The sequence below is a fragment of the Halorhodospira halophila genome, from assembly GCF_016653405.1.
GTDB classification, from domain to species: domain Bacteria; phylum Pseudomonadota; class Gammaproteobacteria; order Nitrococcales; family Halorhodospiraceae; genus Halorhodospira; species Halorhodospira halophila_A.
This window is the reverse complement of the sequence record NZ_NHSN01000032.1, coordinates 13,880-31,006: the sequence shown is the minus strand read 5'-3', so window position 1 is coordinate 31,006 and position 17,127 is coordinate 13,880. Positions and strand designations below refer to the sequence as shown.

Annotated in this window: 15 protein-coding genes; 13 read left to right on the top strand and 2 right to left on the bottom strand. The window is 69.4% G+C overall.

The window, feature by feature from the left end:
• Window positions 1–17 precede the first annotated feature (17 nt).
• From xth to CCR79_RS12105, 4 genes are read left to right on the top strand one after another with little or no spacing between them, the layout of a single operon-like run.
• On the top strand, window positions 18–821 hold the full coding sequence (xth, locus tag CCR79_RS12120; protein WP_201173196.1) for an exodeoxyribonuclease III: 804 nt from the start codon (window positions 18–20) through the stop codon (window positions 819–821).
• On the top strand, window positions 818–2,284 hold the full coding sequence (gene ubiD / locus CCR79_RS12115; protein ID WP_201173195.1) for a 4-hydroxy-3-polyprenylbenzoate decarboxylase: 1,467 nt from the start codon (window positions 818–820) through the stop codon (window positions 2,282–2,284). The genes xth and ubiD overlap by 4 nt, the downstream gene beginning before the upstream one ends.
• 36 nt (window positions 2,285–2,320) lie before the next feature.
• Window positions 2,321–3,328 (top strand): CDP-6-deoxy-delta-3,4-glucoseen reductase, encoded by a 1,008-nt coding sequence (locus CCR79_RS12110; RefSeq protein ID WP_201173194.1) that lies wholly within the window; start codon window positions 2,321–2,323, stop codon window positions 3,326–3,328.
• Window positions 3,303–4,382, top strand: a complete 1,080-nt coding sequence (locus tag CCR79_RS12105; RefSeq protein WP_201173193.1) for a phytoene/squalene synthase family protein — start codon at window positions 3,303–3,305, stop codon at window positions 4,380–4,382. The genes CCR79_RS12110 and CCR79_RS12105 overlap by 26 nt, the downstream gene beginning before the upstream one ends.
• Window positions 4,383–4,404: 22 nt before the next feature.
• On the opposite strand, the gene CCR79_RS12100 is transcribed toward CCR79_RS12105, so the two are convergent.
• Window positions 4,405–5,295, bottom strand: coding sequence for a fructosamine kinase family protein (locus tag CCR79_RS12100; protein ID WP_201173191.1), 891 nt, complete (start codon window positions 5,293–5,295; stop codon window positions 4,405–4,407).
• A 1,182-nt stretch (window positions 5,296–6,477) separates the two neighbouring features.
• Between CCR79_RS12100 and CCR79_RS12095 the strand changes: the two genes are divergently transcribed.
• Window positions 6,478–7,839: an ethylbenzene dehydrogenase-related protein gene (locus CCR79_RS12095; protein WP_370645243.1), complete on the top strand. Its 1,362-nt coding sequence runs from the start codon at window positions 6,478–6,480 to the stop codon at window positions 7,837–7,839.
• 27 nt (window positions 7,840–7,866) lie between these two features.
• Here CCR79_RS12095 and CCR79_RS12090 read toward each other — a convergent pair whose 3' ends face one another.
• Window positions 7,867–8,412 carry an HNH endonuclease gene (locus CCR79_RS12090; RefSeq protein WP_201173390.1) on the bottom strand — a complete coding sequence of 182 codons (546 nt, stop codon included), beginning with the start codon at window positions 8,410–8,412 and terminating at the stop codon, window positions 7,867–7,869.
• A gap of 302 nt (window positions 8,413–8,714) precedes the next feature.
• On the opposite strand from CCR79_RS12090, the gene CCR79_RS12085 reads away from it, so the two are divergent.
• The 8 genes from CCR79_RS12085 (at window position 8,715) to CCR79_RS12050 (ending at window position 17,101) form a co-directional block, all read left to right on the top strand.
• Complete coding sequence (locus CCR79_RS12085; protein ID WP_201173189.1) at window positions 8,715–9,854, top strand: Re/Si-specific NAD(P)(+) transhydrogenase subunit alpha; 1,140 nt, start codon at window positions 8,715–8,717, stop codon at window positions 9,852–9,854.
• A complete protein-coding gene (locus CCR79_RS12080) occupies window positions 9,851–10,150 on the top strand; it encodes an NAD(P) transhydrogenase subunit alpha (RefSeq protein WP_011815061.1) in 300 nt (99 codons plus the stop codon). Before CCR79_RS12085 ends, CCR79_RS12080 begins: the two co-directional genes overlap by 4 nt.
• A gap of 2 nt (window positions 10,151–10,152) precedes the next feature.
• On the top strand, window positions 10,153–11,547 hold the full coding sequence (locus tag CCR79_RS12075) for an NAD(P)(+) transhydrogenase (Re/Si-specific) subunit beta (protein WP_201173179.1): 1,395 nt from the start codon (window positions 10,153–10,155) through the stop codon (window positions 11,545–11,547).
• A 34-nt stretch (window positions 11,548–11,581) separates the two neighbouring features.
• Window positions 11,582–12,139, top strand: coding sequence for a TIGR02444 family protein (locus CCR79_RS12070; RefSeq protein ID WP_201173178.1), 558 nt, complete (start codon window positions 11,582–11,584; stop codon window positions 12,137–12,139).
• Complete coding sequence (locus CCR79_RS12065; protein WP_201173177.1) at window positions 12,130–13,068, top strand: ATP-dependent zinc protease family protein; 939 nt, start codon at window positions 12,130–12,132, stop codon at window positions 13,066–13,068. The genes CCR79_RS12070 and CCR79_RS12065 overlap by 10 nt, the downstream gene beginning before the upstream one ends.
• Before the next feature lie 47 nt (window positions 13,069–13,115).
• On the top strand, window positions 13,116–14,633 hold the full coding sequence (locus CCR79_RS12060) for an inactive transglutaminase family protein (RefSeq protein WP_201173176.1): 1,518 nt from the start codon (window positions 13,116–13,118) through the stop codon (window positions 14,631–14,633).
• The gene (locus tag CCR79_RS12055; protein ID WP_201173168.1) at window positions 14,630–15,589 is read left to right on the top strand and encodes an alpha-L-glutamate ligase-like protein; all 960 of its coding nucleotides are present in this window, start codon (window positions 14,630–14,632) and stop codon (window positions 15,587–15,589) included. Before CCR79_RS12060 ends, CCR79_RS12055 begins: the two co-directional genes overlap by 4 nt.
• 72 nt (window positions 15,590–15,661) lie before the next feature.
• Window positions 15,662–17,101 carry a sodium/glutamate symporter gene (locus CCR79_RS12050; protein WP_201173165.1) on the top strand — a complete coding sequence of 480 codons (1,440 nt, stop codon included), beginning with the start codon at window positions 15,662–15,664 and terminating at the stop codon, window positions 17,099–17,101.
• The last annotated feature ends 26 nt before the right edge of the window (window positions 17,102–17,127 follow it).

The window sequence follows — 17,127 nt, the reverse complement described above, 5'->3', positions numbered from 1 at the left end:
CGAAGAAGGAGACCCCGGTGAAGATCGCCTCGTGGAACGTGAACTCCCTGAAGGTCCGCCTGCCGCAGGTCAAGGCGTGGGCGCAGCATGCTGAGCCGTCGGTGATCGCCCTGCAGGAGACCAAGGTCCCCGACGACCAGTTCCCGCTCACGGCGCTGCAGGAGGCCGGTTACCAGGCGTGTTTCGCCGGCCAGCGAACCTACAACGGGGTGGCCGTGCTTGCCCGCAGCACACCGGAGGAGGTGGTGACGGATCTGCCCGGCTTCGCCGATGCCCAGCGCCGGGTGCTCGCCTGCACCGTGGACGGGGTGCGGCTGATCAATCTCTACGTGCCCAACGGCCAGGAGGTGGGCTCGGAGAAGTACAACTACAAGCTGCGCTGGCTGGAGGCCCTGCACCACTGGGTGGCCCAGGAGCTGGCGGCCCACGAGCAGGTGGTGGTGCTGGGCGATTTCAACATCGCCCCAGAGCCGGCGGATGTCCAAGACCCCGCCGAGTGGGAGGGCAAGGTGCTGTTCAGCCCGCCCGAGCGCGAGGCGCTGCAGGGGGTGCTCGACTTGGGGCTGGTGGATACTTTCCGGCTGTTTGAGCAGCCCGAGGCGCAATTCTCCTGGTGGGACTACCGGGTCAATAGTTTCAAGCGCAACCGAGGCCTGCGCATCGACCTCATCCTGGCCAGCAGCGCCTTGGCGCGGGCCTGCACCGCGTCCGGGGTCGACGTCGAGCCGCGCCGCTGGGAGCGTCCCTCGGATCACGCCCCGGTGGTCGCCGAGTTCGACCCCGCGCTGCTGGCGGGGGACGAGGGCGGGAGCCCGGTATGAAGTACCGCGACCTGCGCGAGTTCCTCCAGCACCTCGAGGCCCGGGGCGAGCTCAAGCGTATCCGCCACCCGGTGGACCCGCATCTGGAGATGACCGAGGTCTGCGACCGGACCCTGCGTGCCGGCGGCCCGGCGTTGCTCTTCGAACGCCCGCGCGGCTACGACACGCCGGTGCTCGGCAACCTCTTTGGCACGCCGCACCGGGTGGCCCTCGGCATGGGCGCCGAGGATGTCGCCGCGCTGCGCGAGATCGGCGAGCTGCTGGCCTTCCTGCGCCAGCCCGAGCCGCCCAAGGGGATGCGCGATGCCTGGCGGCAGCTGCCGGTCTTCCGCCGGGTGCTGGACATGTCGCCGAAGACGGTGCGCAAGGCGCCGTGCCAGGAGCGGGTGATCGAGGGCGAGGACGTGGATCTGTCGCGCTGGCCGATCCAGACCTGCTGGCCCGGCGATGCCGGTCCGCTGATCACCTGGGCCCTGGTGATCACCCGTGGCCCGGAGAAGGAGCGGCAGAACCTGGGCATCTACCGCCAGCAGGTGATCGGCCGCAACCGGGTCATCATGCGCTGGCTCGCCCACCGGGGTGGGGCCCTGGATTTCGCCGAGCATCAGCGCCACCACCCCGGCGAGCCCTTCCCGGTGGCGGTGGCCCTGGGGGCGGATCCGGCCACCATCCTCGGCGCCGTCACGCCGGTGCCCGATGCCATCAGCGAGTACGCCTTCGCCGGTCTGCTGCGCGGCTCGAAGACGGAGCTGGTGACCTGCAAGGGGTCGTCGCTCCAGGTGCCCGCCTCGGCCGAGGTGGTGCTAGAGGGCCACATCCACCCCGGGGACACCGCCGAGGAGGGCCCGTTCGCCGACCATACCGGTTACTACAACGAGACCGAGACCTTCCCGGTGTTCACCATCGACCGGATCACCCACCGGGCGGCGCCGATCTACCACTCCACCTACACCGGACGGCCCCCGGACGAGCCGGCGGTGCTCGGCGAGGCGCTCAACGAGGTCTTCGTGCCCATCCTGCGCAAGCAGTTCCCGGAGATCGTCGACTTCTACCTGCCGCCGGAGGGCTGCTCCTACCGCCTGGCGGTGGTCACGATCCGCAAACAGTACCCCGGGCACGCCAAGCGCGTCCTCCTCGGGGTCTGGTCGTTCCTGCGCCAGTTCATGTATACCAAGTTCATCATCGTCACCGATGACGACGTGGACGCCCGCGACTGGAAGGCGGTGATCTGGGCGCTGACCACCCGCAGCGACCCGCGGCGCGACGCCACCTTCATCGACCACAGCCCTATCGACTACCTCGATTTCGCTTCCCCCGTCTCGGGGCTGGGGTCGAAAATGGGGCTCGACGCCACCAATAAGTGGCCCGGGGAGACCGACCGCACCTGGGGCACACCGGCCACCATGGATGAGGCCACCCGGGCTCGGGTGGACGCCTATTGGGCGGAACTCGGTCTTGATTGACGCGGCAGCGGCCGCCTACGAACCAGGCAGAGGGCCATGACCTACACCGTGCGCTTCAGTGACGGCACCGAGATCGGCGCCGAGCCCGACGAGGCGGTACTCGACGCCGCCCTGCGCCAGGGCGTCTCGCTGCCCTACGGTTGCCGCAACGGCGTCTGCGGGACGTGCCGTGCGCCGGTGCGCGCCGGCGAGGTCGCCTACCCGTCGGGCCAGCCCAAGGCCCTGGATGACGCCGAGCGTGCTGCGGGCCTGGCCCTGCTCTGCCAGGCCCGGGCCGCCAGTGATCTGGCGGTGGACCTCGAGCCCCTGGGCGACGTCGCCGCGGCGCCGCGCATCCTGCCGGCGCGGGTGGCCCGCCTGGAACACCTGGCGCCGTCGATCTGCCGCCTCTTCCTGCGTCTGCCCGAGGGCAAACGCCTTCCCTTCCGGCCGGGGCAGTATGTCGAGATCCTGCTCGGCGACGGCGAGCGGCGCGCCTTCTCCCTGGCCAGCTCGCCCCTGGACGACGAGCACCTGGAGCTGCACATTCGGCATATCCCCGGCGGGCGCTTCACCGACTACGTCTTCAACGAGATGCGCGAGGGCGAGCTGCTGCGCATCGAGGGGCCTCTGGGCCAACTCTATCTGCGCGATGACGGCGACCGGCCCGCGCTGCTGGTCGGTGGGGGCACCGGTTTCGGCCCGCTCAAGGGGATCCTCGAGCACGCCCTGGCCCGGGGCGATCGGCGCCGGTTTCACCTCTACTGGGGCACCCGCGAACGCGCCGGACTGTACCTGGACGACCTGGCCCGGGGCTGGGCCGAGACCCACCCCGGTGTGGATTACACCCCGGTGCTCTCCGAGCCCGGCGCCGAAGACGCGTGGGACGGGCGGGTCGGCTGGGTGCACGAGGCCGTCGTGCACGACCACCCGGACCTCTCCGGCTTCGATGTCTACATGAGCGGCCCGCCGCCGATGACCGAGGCTGCGCGGGCGGCCTTCCTCGAGCACGGACTGAACCCGGAGCGACTCTTCTACGATGCATTCCACTTCAGCCACGAGTGATCGCTACAGGGCCTACCGCTGGGCGGTGAACCGCGCCTATCAGGAGGCGGCGCTGCCCGGCGTATCGCGGACCTTTGCGCTGACCATCCCGCAGTTGCCCGAGGTACTGCGCGATACCGTCACCAACGCCTACCTGCTGTGCCGGGTGGCGGATACCATCGAGGACCACTCGGCGGCCGACGTCGAGGCCAAGCACGACCTCATGATCGGCCTCAAGGAGGCCCTCCACGGCGCCCGCGATCTTGGCCGGCTCGCCAGGGAAATCGAGGCGGTGCTCGACTGGGACACGCCGCCGGCCGAGCGCGATCTGGTCGTGTCGCTGCCACGCGTGATCGCGGTGACCGGCGGGCTGCCCGAGGCCCACCAGGGGCCGGTGATCCGCTGCGTTTCGGTCATGGGCGAGGGGATGGCCCGCTTCCAGCGCCTGCGCTCGCCGGTAGGGCTGGCCGACCGGGCGCAGTTCGAGGAGTACTGCTACTACGTCGCTGGCGTGGTCGGCGAGATGCTCACCGACCTGTTCATCCTCGAGGTCGACGGGTTCGACAGCAACCGCGACGAGATGATGGACCTGGGCCGGCGCTTCGGCCTCGGGCTGCAGGCGACCAATGTCATCAAGGATGTCTGGGCCGACCGCCAGCGGGGGGTCTGTTGGCTGCCGCGGGAGGTCTTCACCGAATCCGGCTGCAGCCTCGGCCCCGATGCGGACTGGAGCGAGGACCCGGGGTTCCACCGCGGTATCGGCCGCATGGTCGAGATTGGGGTCGAGCACATGGAAGCGGCGCGTGCCTACATCCTGCGCATTCCCCCGACGCAGCCGGGCATCCGCCGTTTCTGTGCCTGGGCGGCGACGATGTCGCTGGCCACGCTGCGGCAGATCCGCCGGCACCCCGGCTTCAAATCCGGCGACGAAGTCAAGATCAGCCGCCGCCAGGTGCGTCGCCTGGCCGGGTTGACCAACTACGCCGCCGAGCGCGACTGGGCCATGCGCACGGTGCTGGCCTGGAGCGGCCGTGGGCTGCCACGGCCGCTGGTGCGCTCGCGCGAGCCGGCGTGAGCGACTGTCACGCGGTGTTGGCTCAGCCGCCGATCTCGGCCAGCAGCCGATCGATCAGCCGCTGCGACTGGCTCCGGTACATGCCGCCGAACAGGTTGAAGTGGTTGAGCACGTGGTAGAGCTGGTAGAGGTCGCGCCGTACCGCGTAGCCGGGATCACGCGGCCAGATGGCGTCGTAGCCCTCATGGAAGGCGCTCGGGAAACCGCCGAATAGCTCGCTCATGGCCAGGTCGGTTTCGCGGTCGCCGTAGTAGGTGGCCGGGTCGTAGATCACCGGCGCGCCGTCGCGGGCGAAGCCGGCGTTGCCACCCCACAGGTCGCCGTGGAGCAGCGAGGGGGCCGGCGTGTAGTCCCGGAACAGTGCCCCCAGCCCCGCCGCCAGGCGTTCCCCGGCGTCGACCACCCGGCGCCCGGCGCCGCGTTCGGCGGCCAGGCGCAGCTGGTGGCGCAGCCGCCGCTCGCGGAAGAACCGGACCCAGTCCTCGTCCCAGCCGTTGGGCTGCGGTGTCGCGCCGATGAAGTTGTCCCGGTGCCAGCCGTGGGCCGCGGCGCAGGCCCCGTGCAGGGCGGCCAGCCCCTCGCCCAGGCGCCGGTAGCCGGCGGTATCGCCCCGGCCGGAGAGGTCGATGTGCTCGAGGACCAGGAAGTGCTGTCCGCCGTGAGCGCCCTCGGCGATCGGCCGCGGCACCCGCAGTGCCCCGGCGCCGGCCAGCTCGCGCAGGGCGTCGGCCTCGGTCTCGAACAATTCGGCCCCGGCGGCATCGTTGATCTTGACGAAGAAGCGGCGGTGCCCGTCGCTGAGGGTGAAGGCGTCGTTAATGCAGCCGCCCCCGGCGCCGCCCCGGCGGGCCGGGCCGAAGGCTTCGCCGGTGGCCTCGGTGATGGCGGTCTCGATGGTTTGTTGCAGATCCATGGCCAGCGCTCCTGCGGTTCAGGGGTCGGATGCGTGACGGACAACGTGCAGAATAGGCGGCTGCGACTCAACCGTCCCGGACCCCGTTCCGGGTGTCCACAGCGAGGTGCCACCGTGTCCCGAATCCCCCGATCCGCCACCCTGGCCTGCGCCGCAGCGGCCCTGTCCGCCGGCGGTTGCGCCACCCTCGACCGGGAGTACGAGGCCGCCTTGCTGCTCGGCGATCTGAGCGCCGAGGGCCACGAAGAGACCCGCCTGCAGGATCGCGGCGGCGACCCTGAGCGCACTTCAGTGCGCTACGACAAGGGCCAAGGCGAGCGCGAGGCGGATCTCTACCGCCCGGACGGCGAGGCCCGCGGCAACCTGGTGCTGATTCACGGCCTGACCGAGCAGGGCAAGGACGACCGGCGCCTGGTGGAGATGGCCGAGAGCCTGACCCGAGTCGGCTACCGGGTCCTGGTGCCCGAGGTGGAGGGGCTGCGCGAGCTGCGCTGGGGGCCGGAGAATCGCGATGACGTCGCCGATGCGGTCCGCCATATGGCCAACCGCGAGGCGAGTCGCGGGCTGCCCCTGGGGGTGAGCACCCTGAGCCTGATGAGCGGTCCGGTGCTGCTCGCCACCGCCGACGACGAGCTGCGCCGGCGCGTGGAGTTCGTCGCCCTGATCGGTGGGTACTACGATCTTGAGGCGTGGCTGCGCTACATCACCACCGGGTACGACGCGTTGGCCGACGCCCAGGATGACCCGGCGCCACGGGCGGAGAGCCGCTGGGTTCTCCTCCAGGCACTGGCCAGCCGGGTGGACGGGGATGACCGGGAGTGGCTGCAGCGTATCGCCGAACGCCGGCTGGATGACCCAGAGTCGGACATCGGCGCCGAGCGCGCGGCGCTGGGCGAGGAGGCGGCCGCCCTGGTGGATCTGCTCGCCAATGACGACCCCCAGGCCTTCGATGACTACTTGGAGCAGATCCCGGCCGCTTACCGCGATGCCCTGGAGGAGCTGGACCCGTCCCGTCGGGATTGGTCGGACTACCACCCGGAGCTGCTGTTGGTCCACGGCACCAACGACCGGGTGGTGCCCTTCTCCCACAGCGAGGCACTGGAGGCGGCGGCGCCGGAGGCCCACCTCTACCGCAGCGCTGGTCTCGCCCACGTGGAGCTGGAGGGCGGTCTGTTCGACAGCGTGCGGCTGTGGCGGGCGGCCTCGGCGCTGCTCGACGTCCGCCTGGAACCGGACCGGCCCCTGGCCGAGGATGCGCAGCGTAACGTCTATATCCCGCCGCGCGGCGAGCTCGAGCGCACCTTGCGGGTGGGGGCCGTCTACAACGACGAGGCCATCCAGATCCGCTACGAGTTCGCCACCGAGGCCCCGTCCTGGTATCACCAGTACTGGGTCTACGAGGTGGAGGGGCGCGGCAGCGGTGGCGAGTGGGTCCGCTACGGGAGTGGGGGTCCGGAACCCGACGAGCACGGCCTCTACGAGGACCGCATCTCCATGCTCTTGGACGACGGGGACGTCGGGCTCGACCGCTACGGCGGATTCATGACCGCCCACGAGGGTATGCGCGGGCTCACCGGCGCCGCCGGGGCCGACGAGGTACGGGCCCACCCCCACCTGGGCGAGACCCTGGGGCGCTCGGACGTGCGCAAGTACATCCCCCAGTCGCGCGAGGACGGTGACGGCGCCGCCGACTGGGCGGCCGTGCGGGATGAGGCGGAGCTTGAGGCGATGCGCGAGCGCGGTGAGTTCCTCGACCTGTGGCAGTGGCGTGCCCACCGCTCCCATCCCCTGGGTTACGCCGACAACGGCTACGTCCTCGAGTACCGCCACAGCTCTGCGGGACGCGGCATGTTCACCGACAACTGGGACGACGAGGCGGAGCAGCCGCGCTGGATGTACGACCCCGACGAGGCCGGCTTCCGTGCCCTGGACCGCGAGCGGTTGTTCGCGGGTGACTACGACCAGGACGACCTTTACTACCTGAGCGAGGGGCACGCCACCGATTTCGACCCCGACCACCCCTGGGAGGACGGGGACGTTCTGCCGCAGCGTTTCCTGCAGGAGCCGGACGGCAGCCGCGGGGCGATCCGGGCCGACGGTGGCTATGAGGACGGCGCCTGGCGAGTTCGCCTGACCCGCTCGCTAGAGGCGCCGGACCCCACAGACAGCCACGCCCTGGAGCCCGGTGAGGTCTACGACGTGGCCTTCGCCGTCCACGAGGGCGTGGGGCAGCGCTGGCACCGGGTCTCGATGCCGCACACGCTTGCCCTGGCCGGGGAGGCGGGCGACGCCCCGGAGGCCGACATCGTGGCCACTTACACGGAGGGCGATCTGGACGAGGCCGAGGTGGCGTGGGCCGATATCGGACTGATCTACCCGGGGCAGATGACCTGGGACTGGCTCATCGACCGGGGCCGCGGAGGTCACCCAGGCGCGGGGCATGTCCTTGGCGGCGAGGACGCCATCGGCGACGAGCACCGGCTGCCGCAGCTCCAGGACTACCTGCTCTACGAGGAGCGCCGGCGCATCGAGCGCTCCGAATAGGCCGCCTCGGAGAAGGGCGCTGCTGGGCTACGGCTCGCGCACCCGCAGCGGGCTGCGCCGCGGGAAGTGCGAGCGCAGGAACTCCATCTGGTCGGCAAGGATGCGCCGGCCCTGCAGGTAGACATACTCGGCGTGGGTGGGCGTGAATGGCACCGCCAGCAACTCCATGCCCGCGGCCTCCGGGGTCCGGTCGCTCTTGTGGTTGTTGCAGCGCTTGCAGGCGGTGACCACGTTGTTCCAGGTGTTGGCGCCGCCGCGGCTGACCGGGGTGACGTGATCGCGGGAGAGTTCGGAGGAACGGAAGCGCCTGCCGCAGTAAAGGCAGAGGTGGGCGTCGCGGCGGAACAGGGTCGGATTGTTGAGCGGGGGCGTGTAGCCCGGTCGACCCTTGAGCGATGCCTGTCGGGTTCCCTCGGTGGCGATGATCGAGTTCAGGTCAAGGTACGATCGTCGCCCGGTGGCCGAGTTGAACCCGCCTCGGACCCGGTAGAGTGTACTGCCGCAGGCGTAGGCGACCTGGCCGAGGTAGTAGTAGCGGACCGCCTCCTCGAAGCCGACCCACTCCAGCGGCATGCCGGATATGTCGGTGCGCAATATGCGGTGTTCGAGCACTGCCCACCCCCGTGTCAGGCATTGGGCTTGCCCTCTTATAGCCGGTTGGCACGCCTCTTGACAACAGTCGGTGGGCGGGGTTGCGGTTTTGCCGCACCGCGGCACCGCTTCACACCCCGTGGCCGATTCGCTAGCATCTGCCCGTTCGGCTGGGCGCGCGGCGGTATCCGTGCGCCGTGATCCGGGCCCGGGTCGAGGCCCGTCCGGACAGTCGTCACGAACAATCCAACGGCTAACAACTGCCGCAAACGGGGGATCAAACCATGGCCATCAAGGTTGCCGTGCCGAAGGAGACCCGGCCCGGCGAGCGGCGTGTCGCGCTCGTCCCTGGGGTCCTGAAGCAGTTCGGCAAACTCGGCGTCGAGCTGCTCCTGGAGACGGGAGCGGGTGAGGGCGCCGGGTTCGATGATGCCGATTACGAAGCCGGCGGTGTTCGCATCGTCCAGTCCCGTGACGAGCTGCTCAAGGAGGCCGATGTCCTGCTCAGCGTGCAGCCGCTGAGCGTCAAGGAGACCGGCCAGGTGAAGGAAGGAGCGGTGCTCATCAGCTTCCTGACGCCCCACGAGGGCGACGAGCGGATCCAGACGCTGTGCAAGCGGAAGGTCACCTCCTTCGCTATGGAGCTCGTCCCGCGGATCACCCGGGCCCAGTCCATCGACGCCCTCTCCTCCCAGGCGGCTGCCGCCGGCTATAAGGCCGCGCTGATCGCCGCCGAGCGTTCCCCGCGTTTCTTCCCGATGCTCACCACCGCCGCCGGGACCATCCGTCCGGCCAAGGCCGTGGTGGTCGGTGCCGGTGTGGCTGGCCTGCAGGCCATTGCCACCTGCCGCCGCCTCGGCGCCCAGGTCGAGGGCTACGACGTGCGCCCCGAGACCAAGGAACAGGTCGAGTCGCTCGGTGCCAAGTTCATCGACACCGGGGTCTCGGCCGTGGGCGAGGGCGGCTATGCCCGCGAGCTCACCGCCGAGGAGCAGCAACAGCAGGCCGAGGTGCTGGCCAACCATGTCGCCAACGCCCATGTGGTGGTGACCACGGCCGCCATCCCGGGCCGCCCGGCGCCGAAGATCATCGACAAGGCGACGGTCGAGCGCATGGGCGGTGGCACGGTGATTGTCGACATGGCCGCCGAGACCGGCGGCAACTGCGAGGTCACCAAGGCCGGCAAGGACGTCACCCACAACGGGGTTCTGGTGGTCGGGCCGAAGAATCTCCCCGCCAGCGTCGCCGTCCACACCAGCGAGATGTACAGCAAGAACCTGTACAACCTGCTGACGCTGATGGTTCAGGATGGTGACCTGACTCTCAACTGGGACGACCAGGTGATCGCGGATACCTGTCTGACCCACGACGGCCAGGTTCGCCACGGGGCCACCCGGGAGCGCCTGGAAGGAGGTAAGTCATGATCGAGGTCGGCGGGCTCGTCGCACTCTATGTCTTCATGCTCGCAGCGGTGGCCGGTTACGAGGTCATCACCCGGGTGCCGGTCATCCTGCACACGCCGCTGATGTCCGGCTCGAACTTCATCCACGGCATCGTCGTCGTCGGCGCCATGGTCGCCCTCGGCGTCGCCGAGACGCCGCTGGAGCAGGCCATCGGCTTTGTCGCCGTGCTGCTCGGCGCTGCCAACGCCGTCGGCGGCTACGTCGTCACCGAGCGGATGCTCGATATGTTCAAGAGCAGTAAGAAGGAGGACGGCTGAACATGAGTGTCGTAGTCCAACTCAGTTACTTCGTCGCCTCCATCCTGTTCATCTTCGGCCTGAAGGCCATGAGCTCGCCGGTGACGGCGCGCAAGGGCGTGATGTGGGCCGGTGTCGGCATGGTCGTGGCCACGGTGGCCACCTTCGCCCACCCGAGCGTGGGGATGGAGAACATCTCCCTGATCCTAATCGCCATCGTCCTTGGCGGCGCCTTCGCCTGGTACACGGCGCTCAAGGTGCAGATGACCGAGATGCCGCAGATGGTGGCGGTCTACAACGGCCTCGGTGGCGGTTCCGCCGGTGCCATCGCCGCGGTCTCCCTGCTCCAGGGCGCGCGAGCGGACGAGGGCTCGGTGGCCGCGGCCATGGGCTCCGACGCGGCGGCACTCGGCCTGCTCGGTGCGGTGATCGGCTCGGTGGCCTTCTCCGGCTCCATGATCGCCTGGGCCAAGCTGGATGATCGCCTGAAGAAGTCGACCCTGGTCGAGAACCACCAGTGGTGGAACGTGGCTCTGGCCGCGGCGACCCTGCTGCTGGCGATCTGGGTGTTCAATACCGGCTCCGGCTTCCCGATCCTGCTGTTCTTCATCGCCGCACTGGCGCTGGGCATCTTCATCACCGTGCCCATCGGCGGTGCCGACATGCCCGTGGTCATCTCCCTGTTCAACGCCCTGACCGGCCTGGCCGTGGGCTTCAAGGGGTACGTCCTGGGCAACCTGGCGCTGATCATCGCCGGTACGGTGGTGGGCGCCGCCGGCATGCTGCTGACCCTGCTCATGGCCAAGGCCATGAACCGTTCGCTGCTGAACATCCTGTTCAGCGGCTTCGGTGCCGCCCCGGCCGCCGCCGAGTCGGAGGCCGAGGGCGAGATGAAGGAGGTCGGTCCCGCCGACGGCGCCTACATGATGGGGTACGCCGACCGGGTGATCATCGTCCCGGGCTATGGCCTGGCCGTGGCGCAGGCCCAGCATAAGCTCTGGGAGATGGTCGAGCTGCTGCAAAAGCACGACGTGGACGTCAAGTTCGCCATCCACCCGGTGGCCGGCCGCATGCCGGGCCACATGAACGTGCTCCTCGCCGAGGCCGGCGTGCCCTACGACATGATCTACGACATGGATGAGATCAACGAGGAGTTCGAGGACACCGACGTGGTGCTGATCATCGGCGCCAACGACGTGGTCAACCCGGCCGCCCGGGAGGACGAGGGCAGCGCCATCTACGGCATGCCGATCCTCAACGTGGACTACGCCGACCAGGTTCTCGTGGTCAAGCGTGGTCGCGGGGCCGGCTTCTCCGGTGTGGAGAACAAGCTGTTCTTCCGCGACAATACCCGCATGGTCTTCGGCGACGCCCAGAAGGTCGTCTCCGAAATGGTCCAGACCGTCAAGGGTATGTAAGCCGGCTGCGGCCGGTCTGCTGGAGGCAACGGGTTTGCTGGATGAGTCCGAGCGGCTTTGGCGCTTCGCCGAGGATATCTACGCCAGGCCGGGCGTCGAAGCCGCCTGCCTCAAGCTTCAGGCCCGCTACGGGCTGTCCATTTCGCTCCTGCTGGCCGCCGTCTGGAGCGGTCTGCAGGGGCGGGGGCGGCTCGGGGTCTCCAGTGCCGAAGGTGCCATCCGCCGGGGCCAGGAGTGGGATCGAGAGGTCATCGACCCGCTCCGGGCCCTGCGGCGCCACCTCAAGCTGCATCCGCCCCGCGATCTGGCGGATGACAACCACGAGCTTCGCAAGCAGCTGATCGCCGCCGAGCTCCGCGCCGAGGCGATTGAGCAGAAGCTTTTCCTGCAAGACCTGCCCACGGACCTTCCCGCCGCCCCGGAGGGCGAGCGCTGGCGCGACGCCGCGTGGAATGCCGGCGTGGTCGTACGACGCAAGTGCCCGACCTGCGACCCGGAGGCGGTTTCGGCCATCGCGCGGATCCTCTGCGAGGCGTGCGAGGGGCTCGGGAACGAAACTGCGACGGAAGAGGTCCGACGGGTATGGCCCTGATCAACCTGCCGCGTGCCGCCCTGCTGGCGGTGGGCGGCGCCCTGTTGCTGGCCGGCTGTACGGCCCCGGATCACCTGCTCATCGAGAAGGCCGAGACGGAACGTTTCGAGCAGCGCTTCGACAGCGTCGACGAGCGTCTGGAGGCCCTGGCCGAGGCCCAGGAGCGATCCCGTGAGCTGGCGCGCGAGGCGCAGCTGGCGCGCATCGCCGGCGCCATGGAGGCGCAGACGGCGAACCGCTGGCTGGTGCCGCTGCGCCCGGTCGATCCGGGCGACCCCGAGTGCTCGGACGAACCGGCCTGTCCCGACGATCAGTTGCGCCCGGGTCAGGAGCTCAGTGCCGACGGCATGCTCGTCTTTGGCGAGATCGAGGAGCTGCAACTGGATCCGCCGGGGCTGCTGTTCGATGCCCGGATCGATACCGGTGCCTCCACCTCGTCGGTGGACGCCCGCGAGATCGAGGAATTCGAGCGGGATGGCGAGCCGTGGGTCCGTTTCCAGATGCTCAACCCGGACGGCGATGGCCGGATCGCCATCGAGCGCCCCAAGGCGCGCAGCGCCACCATCGTTCAGGCCTCCGGGCGGGAGTCACGGCCGGTCGTGGAGTTGCACGTGACCATCGGCCGGTTCTCGGAGACGGCCGAGTTCACCCTGACCGACCGCAGCCACCTGACCTACCCGGTACTGATCGGCCGCGATGTGCTGCGCGATGTGGCGGTGGTCGACGTCGGCCTGAAGCGTGCCACCGAACCCGTGACCCCGGATGACGAGGATCTCGACGCCATCGATGCCGATGACCATGTCGAGGAAATTGTCGAGGAAGACGACGAGGATCCGGGGGAGGACGGGGACGATGACGACAAGGACGATCAAGACAACGACACGGATGGCGACGAGCAGGAGGCGGACGACGATGACGGGGACGAGTAGACGGGCCGGGCGGCCCGCCACTGCGTGAGGGGGCCGGGGGAGCGACCATGACGGCCCGGAGGCTCTTCTTCGCGCTGGTGGCGCTGCTGATCGTTGTCGGGACCGCTACCGCGGCGTGGCGCTACATCGACACCGGCGTGCCGTTCCTGCCCGGTGCCCAGAAGCCGGTCTGGCTGGTCGAGGCGCGGATCGACTTCGAGGCCCAGGGCGACTCCGTGCTGGTCAGTTTCAACGTCCCCGACCGTCCACCGGGGTTCGAACTCTCGCTCGAGCACACCGCCTCCCCCGGTTACGGCTTCTCCACCGTCGAACAGGACGGCGTGGTCCGCGGCGAGTGGACCATCGCCGAGGCCGAGGGCGATCAGACCCTCTACTACAAGGTCCACGCCACCCCGGATGGCTCAGACCACCGCGACCGGACGGTGGACCAGGCACCGGGTGAACCGGCCTCGCCGACCTGGTCCGGTGCGGAGGAGACCGCCGCCGAGCAGATCCTTGAGCGTGCCCAGGAGACCTCCGCCAGTCCGCAGAGTCTGGCGCGCCAGCTGATCTACGCCTTCGGGACCGGCCGGGACGGTTCCGCTGACCTGCTCCTCGACAACTACGATCGCGCCGTGGTCATCGAGCGGCTGCTCCACCACGCCGGCGTCCCGGCGCGCACCTCGCTGGCCCTGGAGTTGGAGGACGGGCGGCGCAACCAGACGCCGGTGCAGATGGTGGAGATCTTCGTCGACGACCACTGGCTACCCTTCAACCCGGTGACCGGGCAGCAGGGCATCGACGACGATGTGCTGCTCTGGCACCGGGGCGGGGCCTCGCTCATCGATCTCTTCGGCGGGCAGAACGCGCGTGTGGCCTTCTCCATGAACCGCCAGAACGTGCCGGCCGAGCAGCTGGCGCGGATGGAGGAGGGGGGTGGCGTGATGAGCGTGCTCAGCGTGCATCAGCTGCCCATCGAGCAGCAGACCGCCTTCAAGCTGCTCCTGCTGCTCCCGCTGGGCGCGCTGGTGACCGTCTTCCTGCGCATCATCGTCGGCATCCGTACCTCGGGGACGTTCATGCCGGTGCTCATCGCCCTGGCCTTCCTGCAGACAGAGCTGGTCGCCGGGCTGATCAGCTTCGTGGGCATCGTCGCCCTGGGCCTGCTGCTGCGCGGCTACCTATCGCGGCTCAACCTGCTGCTGGTGGCCCGGATCGCCACCGTGATCGTGATCGTGGTCTTCATGATTGGCCTGATGAGCCTGCTCGGCTATCAGCTCGGCTTCGCCACCGGCATGACCCTGGCCTTTTTCCCGATCATCATCATCGCCTGGACCATCGAGCGCATGTCCATCCTCTGGGAGGAGGAGGGGGCCCGCGAGGTGCTCACCCAGGGCACCGGCAGTCTGGTCGTGGCGCTGGCCGCGTACCTGCTCATGAGCCGCCCGCTGGCCGAGCACCTGACCTTCAACTTCCCCGAACTGAATCTGGTGGTGGTCGCGCTGATCATGCTCATGGGGCAGTACACCGGCTACCGGCTGGTCGAGCTCAAGCGCTTCAGCGCCTTCCGGGAGGCCTCGGGATGATCCTCCGCCACTGGCGCACGGCCCGGCGCCTGCGGCAGGCGGGGATCCTCGGGATGAACCGGCGCAATGTCCACTACATCGGCCAATACAACGACCGGCGGCTGTACCCGCTGGTCGACGACAAGCTGCGCACCAAGCTGCTGGCCGAGGAGCATGGGGTCGGCACCCCGTCGCTGCGCTTCACCATCCGTCACCAGCACGAGGTCCGCGATCTGGCCGGGCGCCTGCAGGGGGTAGACGAGTTCGTCATCAAGCCGGCCAAGGGGGCGGGCGGCAAGGGGATCCTGGTGGTGACCGGGCGCCGCGGCGACCGCTTCCTGACCGGCGGCGAGCGTGAGCTCTCGCTCGAGGATCTGCAGCGCCACGTCTCCAACACGCTGGCCGGGCTGCACTCGCTGGCTGGCATGCCGGATACCGCGGTGTTCGAGGATCGCATCCGCCTCGATCCCCGGTTCGAGGCCCTCTCCTACGAGGGCATCCCGGATATCCGCGTCCTGGTCTTCCTCGGCTATCCGGTGATGGCCATGCTGCGCCTGTCCACCAAGGACTCCCAGGGCAAGGCCAACCTCCACCAGGGGGCGGTGGGCGTTGGCCTGGACATCGCTACCGGCCGGTGTGCCCACGCGGTGCAGTACGACCAGCGCGTCTACCAGCACCCGGACACCGGGGTGACGCTCGACGACATCGACATCCCCGATTGGCGCTCGCTGCTGGAGCTTGCCGCGCGGTGCCAAGAGATGAGCGGCCTCGGTTACCTGGGGGCCGATCTGGTTCTGGACCGGGATCGGGGCCCGCAGCTGCTGGAACTCAACGCCCGCCCCGGCCTGTCGGTGCAGATCGCCAACGGCTGCGGGTTGCTGCCGCGCCTGGGGGCCATTGAGGCCCTGGAAAGCCGGCACGCCACCGCGGAGGCGCGCGTCGGCTGGGCCATGGAGCAGTTCGCCGTCGGCACCTGAGGCGACGCCCTCTGGCCCCGAAGGCCGAAGCGCCAGTACGATGCGCCTCGTGTTCATTGGGGGTGAGTGACCATGGCTGTTGCCGAGATCCTGATCGCCATCCTGGTGCTCTGCCTGCTGGTACTGGCCAGCTCGGTCCTGCGCGCCTACACGCTGTGGGCGCGGCGGCTGTTCCTGCCGGCGTCGATCATCGCCGGTGCCGTGGCGCTGCTGCTCGGCCCGGAGGTGCTGGGCCGGTTCATCGGCAGCCCCTTCGAGGACGGCGCGGGGCTGTTCCCGGACTACGTCTACGACACCTGGTCGGCCATCCCCGGATTGTTGATCAGCGTCGTCTTCGCCGCCCTCTTTCTCGGCAAGCCGCTGCCGGGGCTGCGCGAGATCTGGCTGCGCGCCGGCCCCCAGGTCGTGGTCGGGCAGACCATGGCGTGGGGGCAGTACGTGGTGGGCATCCTGCTGGCTTTGCTGGTGCTGACGCCGGTCTTCGGCCTGAGTCCGATGGCCGGGGCGCTGATCGAGATCGGCTTCGAGGGCGGCCACGGCACGGCCGCCGGCATGGCCGGTACCTTCGAGGATCTCGGCTTCCCCGCCGGGGCCGATCTGGCCCTAGGGCTGGCCACCGTAGGCCTGGTCGGCGGCGTCGTGGTCGGCACCATCCTGATCAACCTGGCGGTGCGTCGGGGGATCATCGATCACCCGGAGAATGCCCAGGGGCCCGGTAGCGCCCAGGAGCGCTTCAGCGACCGTGAACTCCACCTCCTGCGCCGCGACCGCCAGCAGGAGAGCCAGACCACCGATCCGCTCACCGTCCACCTGGGCCTGGTCGCCCTGGCCGTGGTGCTGGGCTGGGGGATGCTCTCGGCGCTGCAGTGGCTCGAGGCGGTCACCTGGGCGCGTGACGGCGGGGTGGAGATCCTCCAGCACGTGCCGTTGTTCCCGATGGCCATGCTCGGCGGCGTGCTGCTGCAGGTGTTCATCATCCGCTCCGGCTATGCCGAATATGTGTCGGAGCGGACCATGTCGCGGATCTCCGGCACGGCGCTGGACTTCACCATTGTCGCCGCCCTGGCCACCCTGTCGCTGACCGCCCTCGGCGAGCATCTGGTGCCCTTCCTGCTGTTGGCCGCAACGGGCATCGCCTGGTCGTTGTTCGTGCTGGTGGTGATCGCTCCACGCGTCATCCCCTTCGACTGGTTCGAGCGTGGTGTGGGTGACTTCGGTCAGTCCATGGGCGTGACGGTTACCGGCGTGCTGCTCATGCGCATGGCCGACCCCAACAACCGTTCCGGCGCCCTGGAGAGCTTCGGCTACAAGCAGCTGCTCTTCGAGCCCATCGTCGGCGGGGGGCTGTTCACCGCGGCATCGGTGCCGCTGATCTACCAGTTCGGGCCGGTCCCGGTGCTGATCCTCGCGGCCGTGATCACCACCGCGTGGCTGGCCCTGGGCTTCCTGTACTTCGGGCGCATGGTGCCGGACGGCGGGCGCGGCCGGCTGCGGCCGGCGGCGCGGGGCTGATCCCATGGACCGGGCGCCGCGGTGCG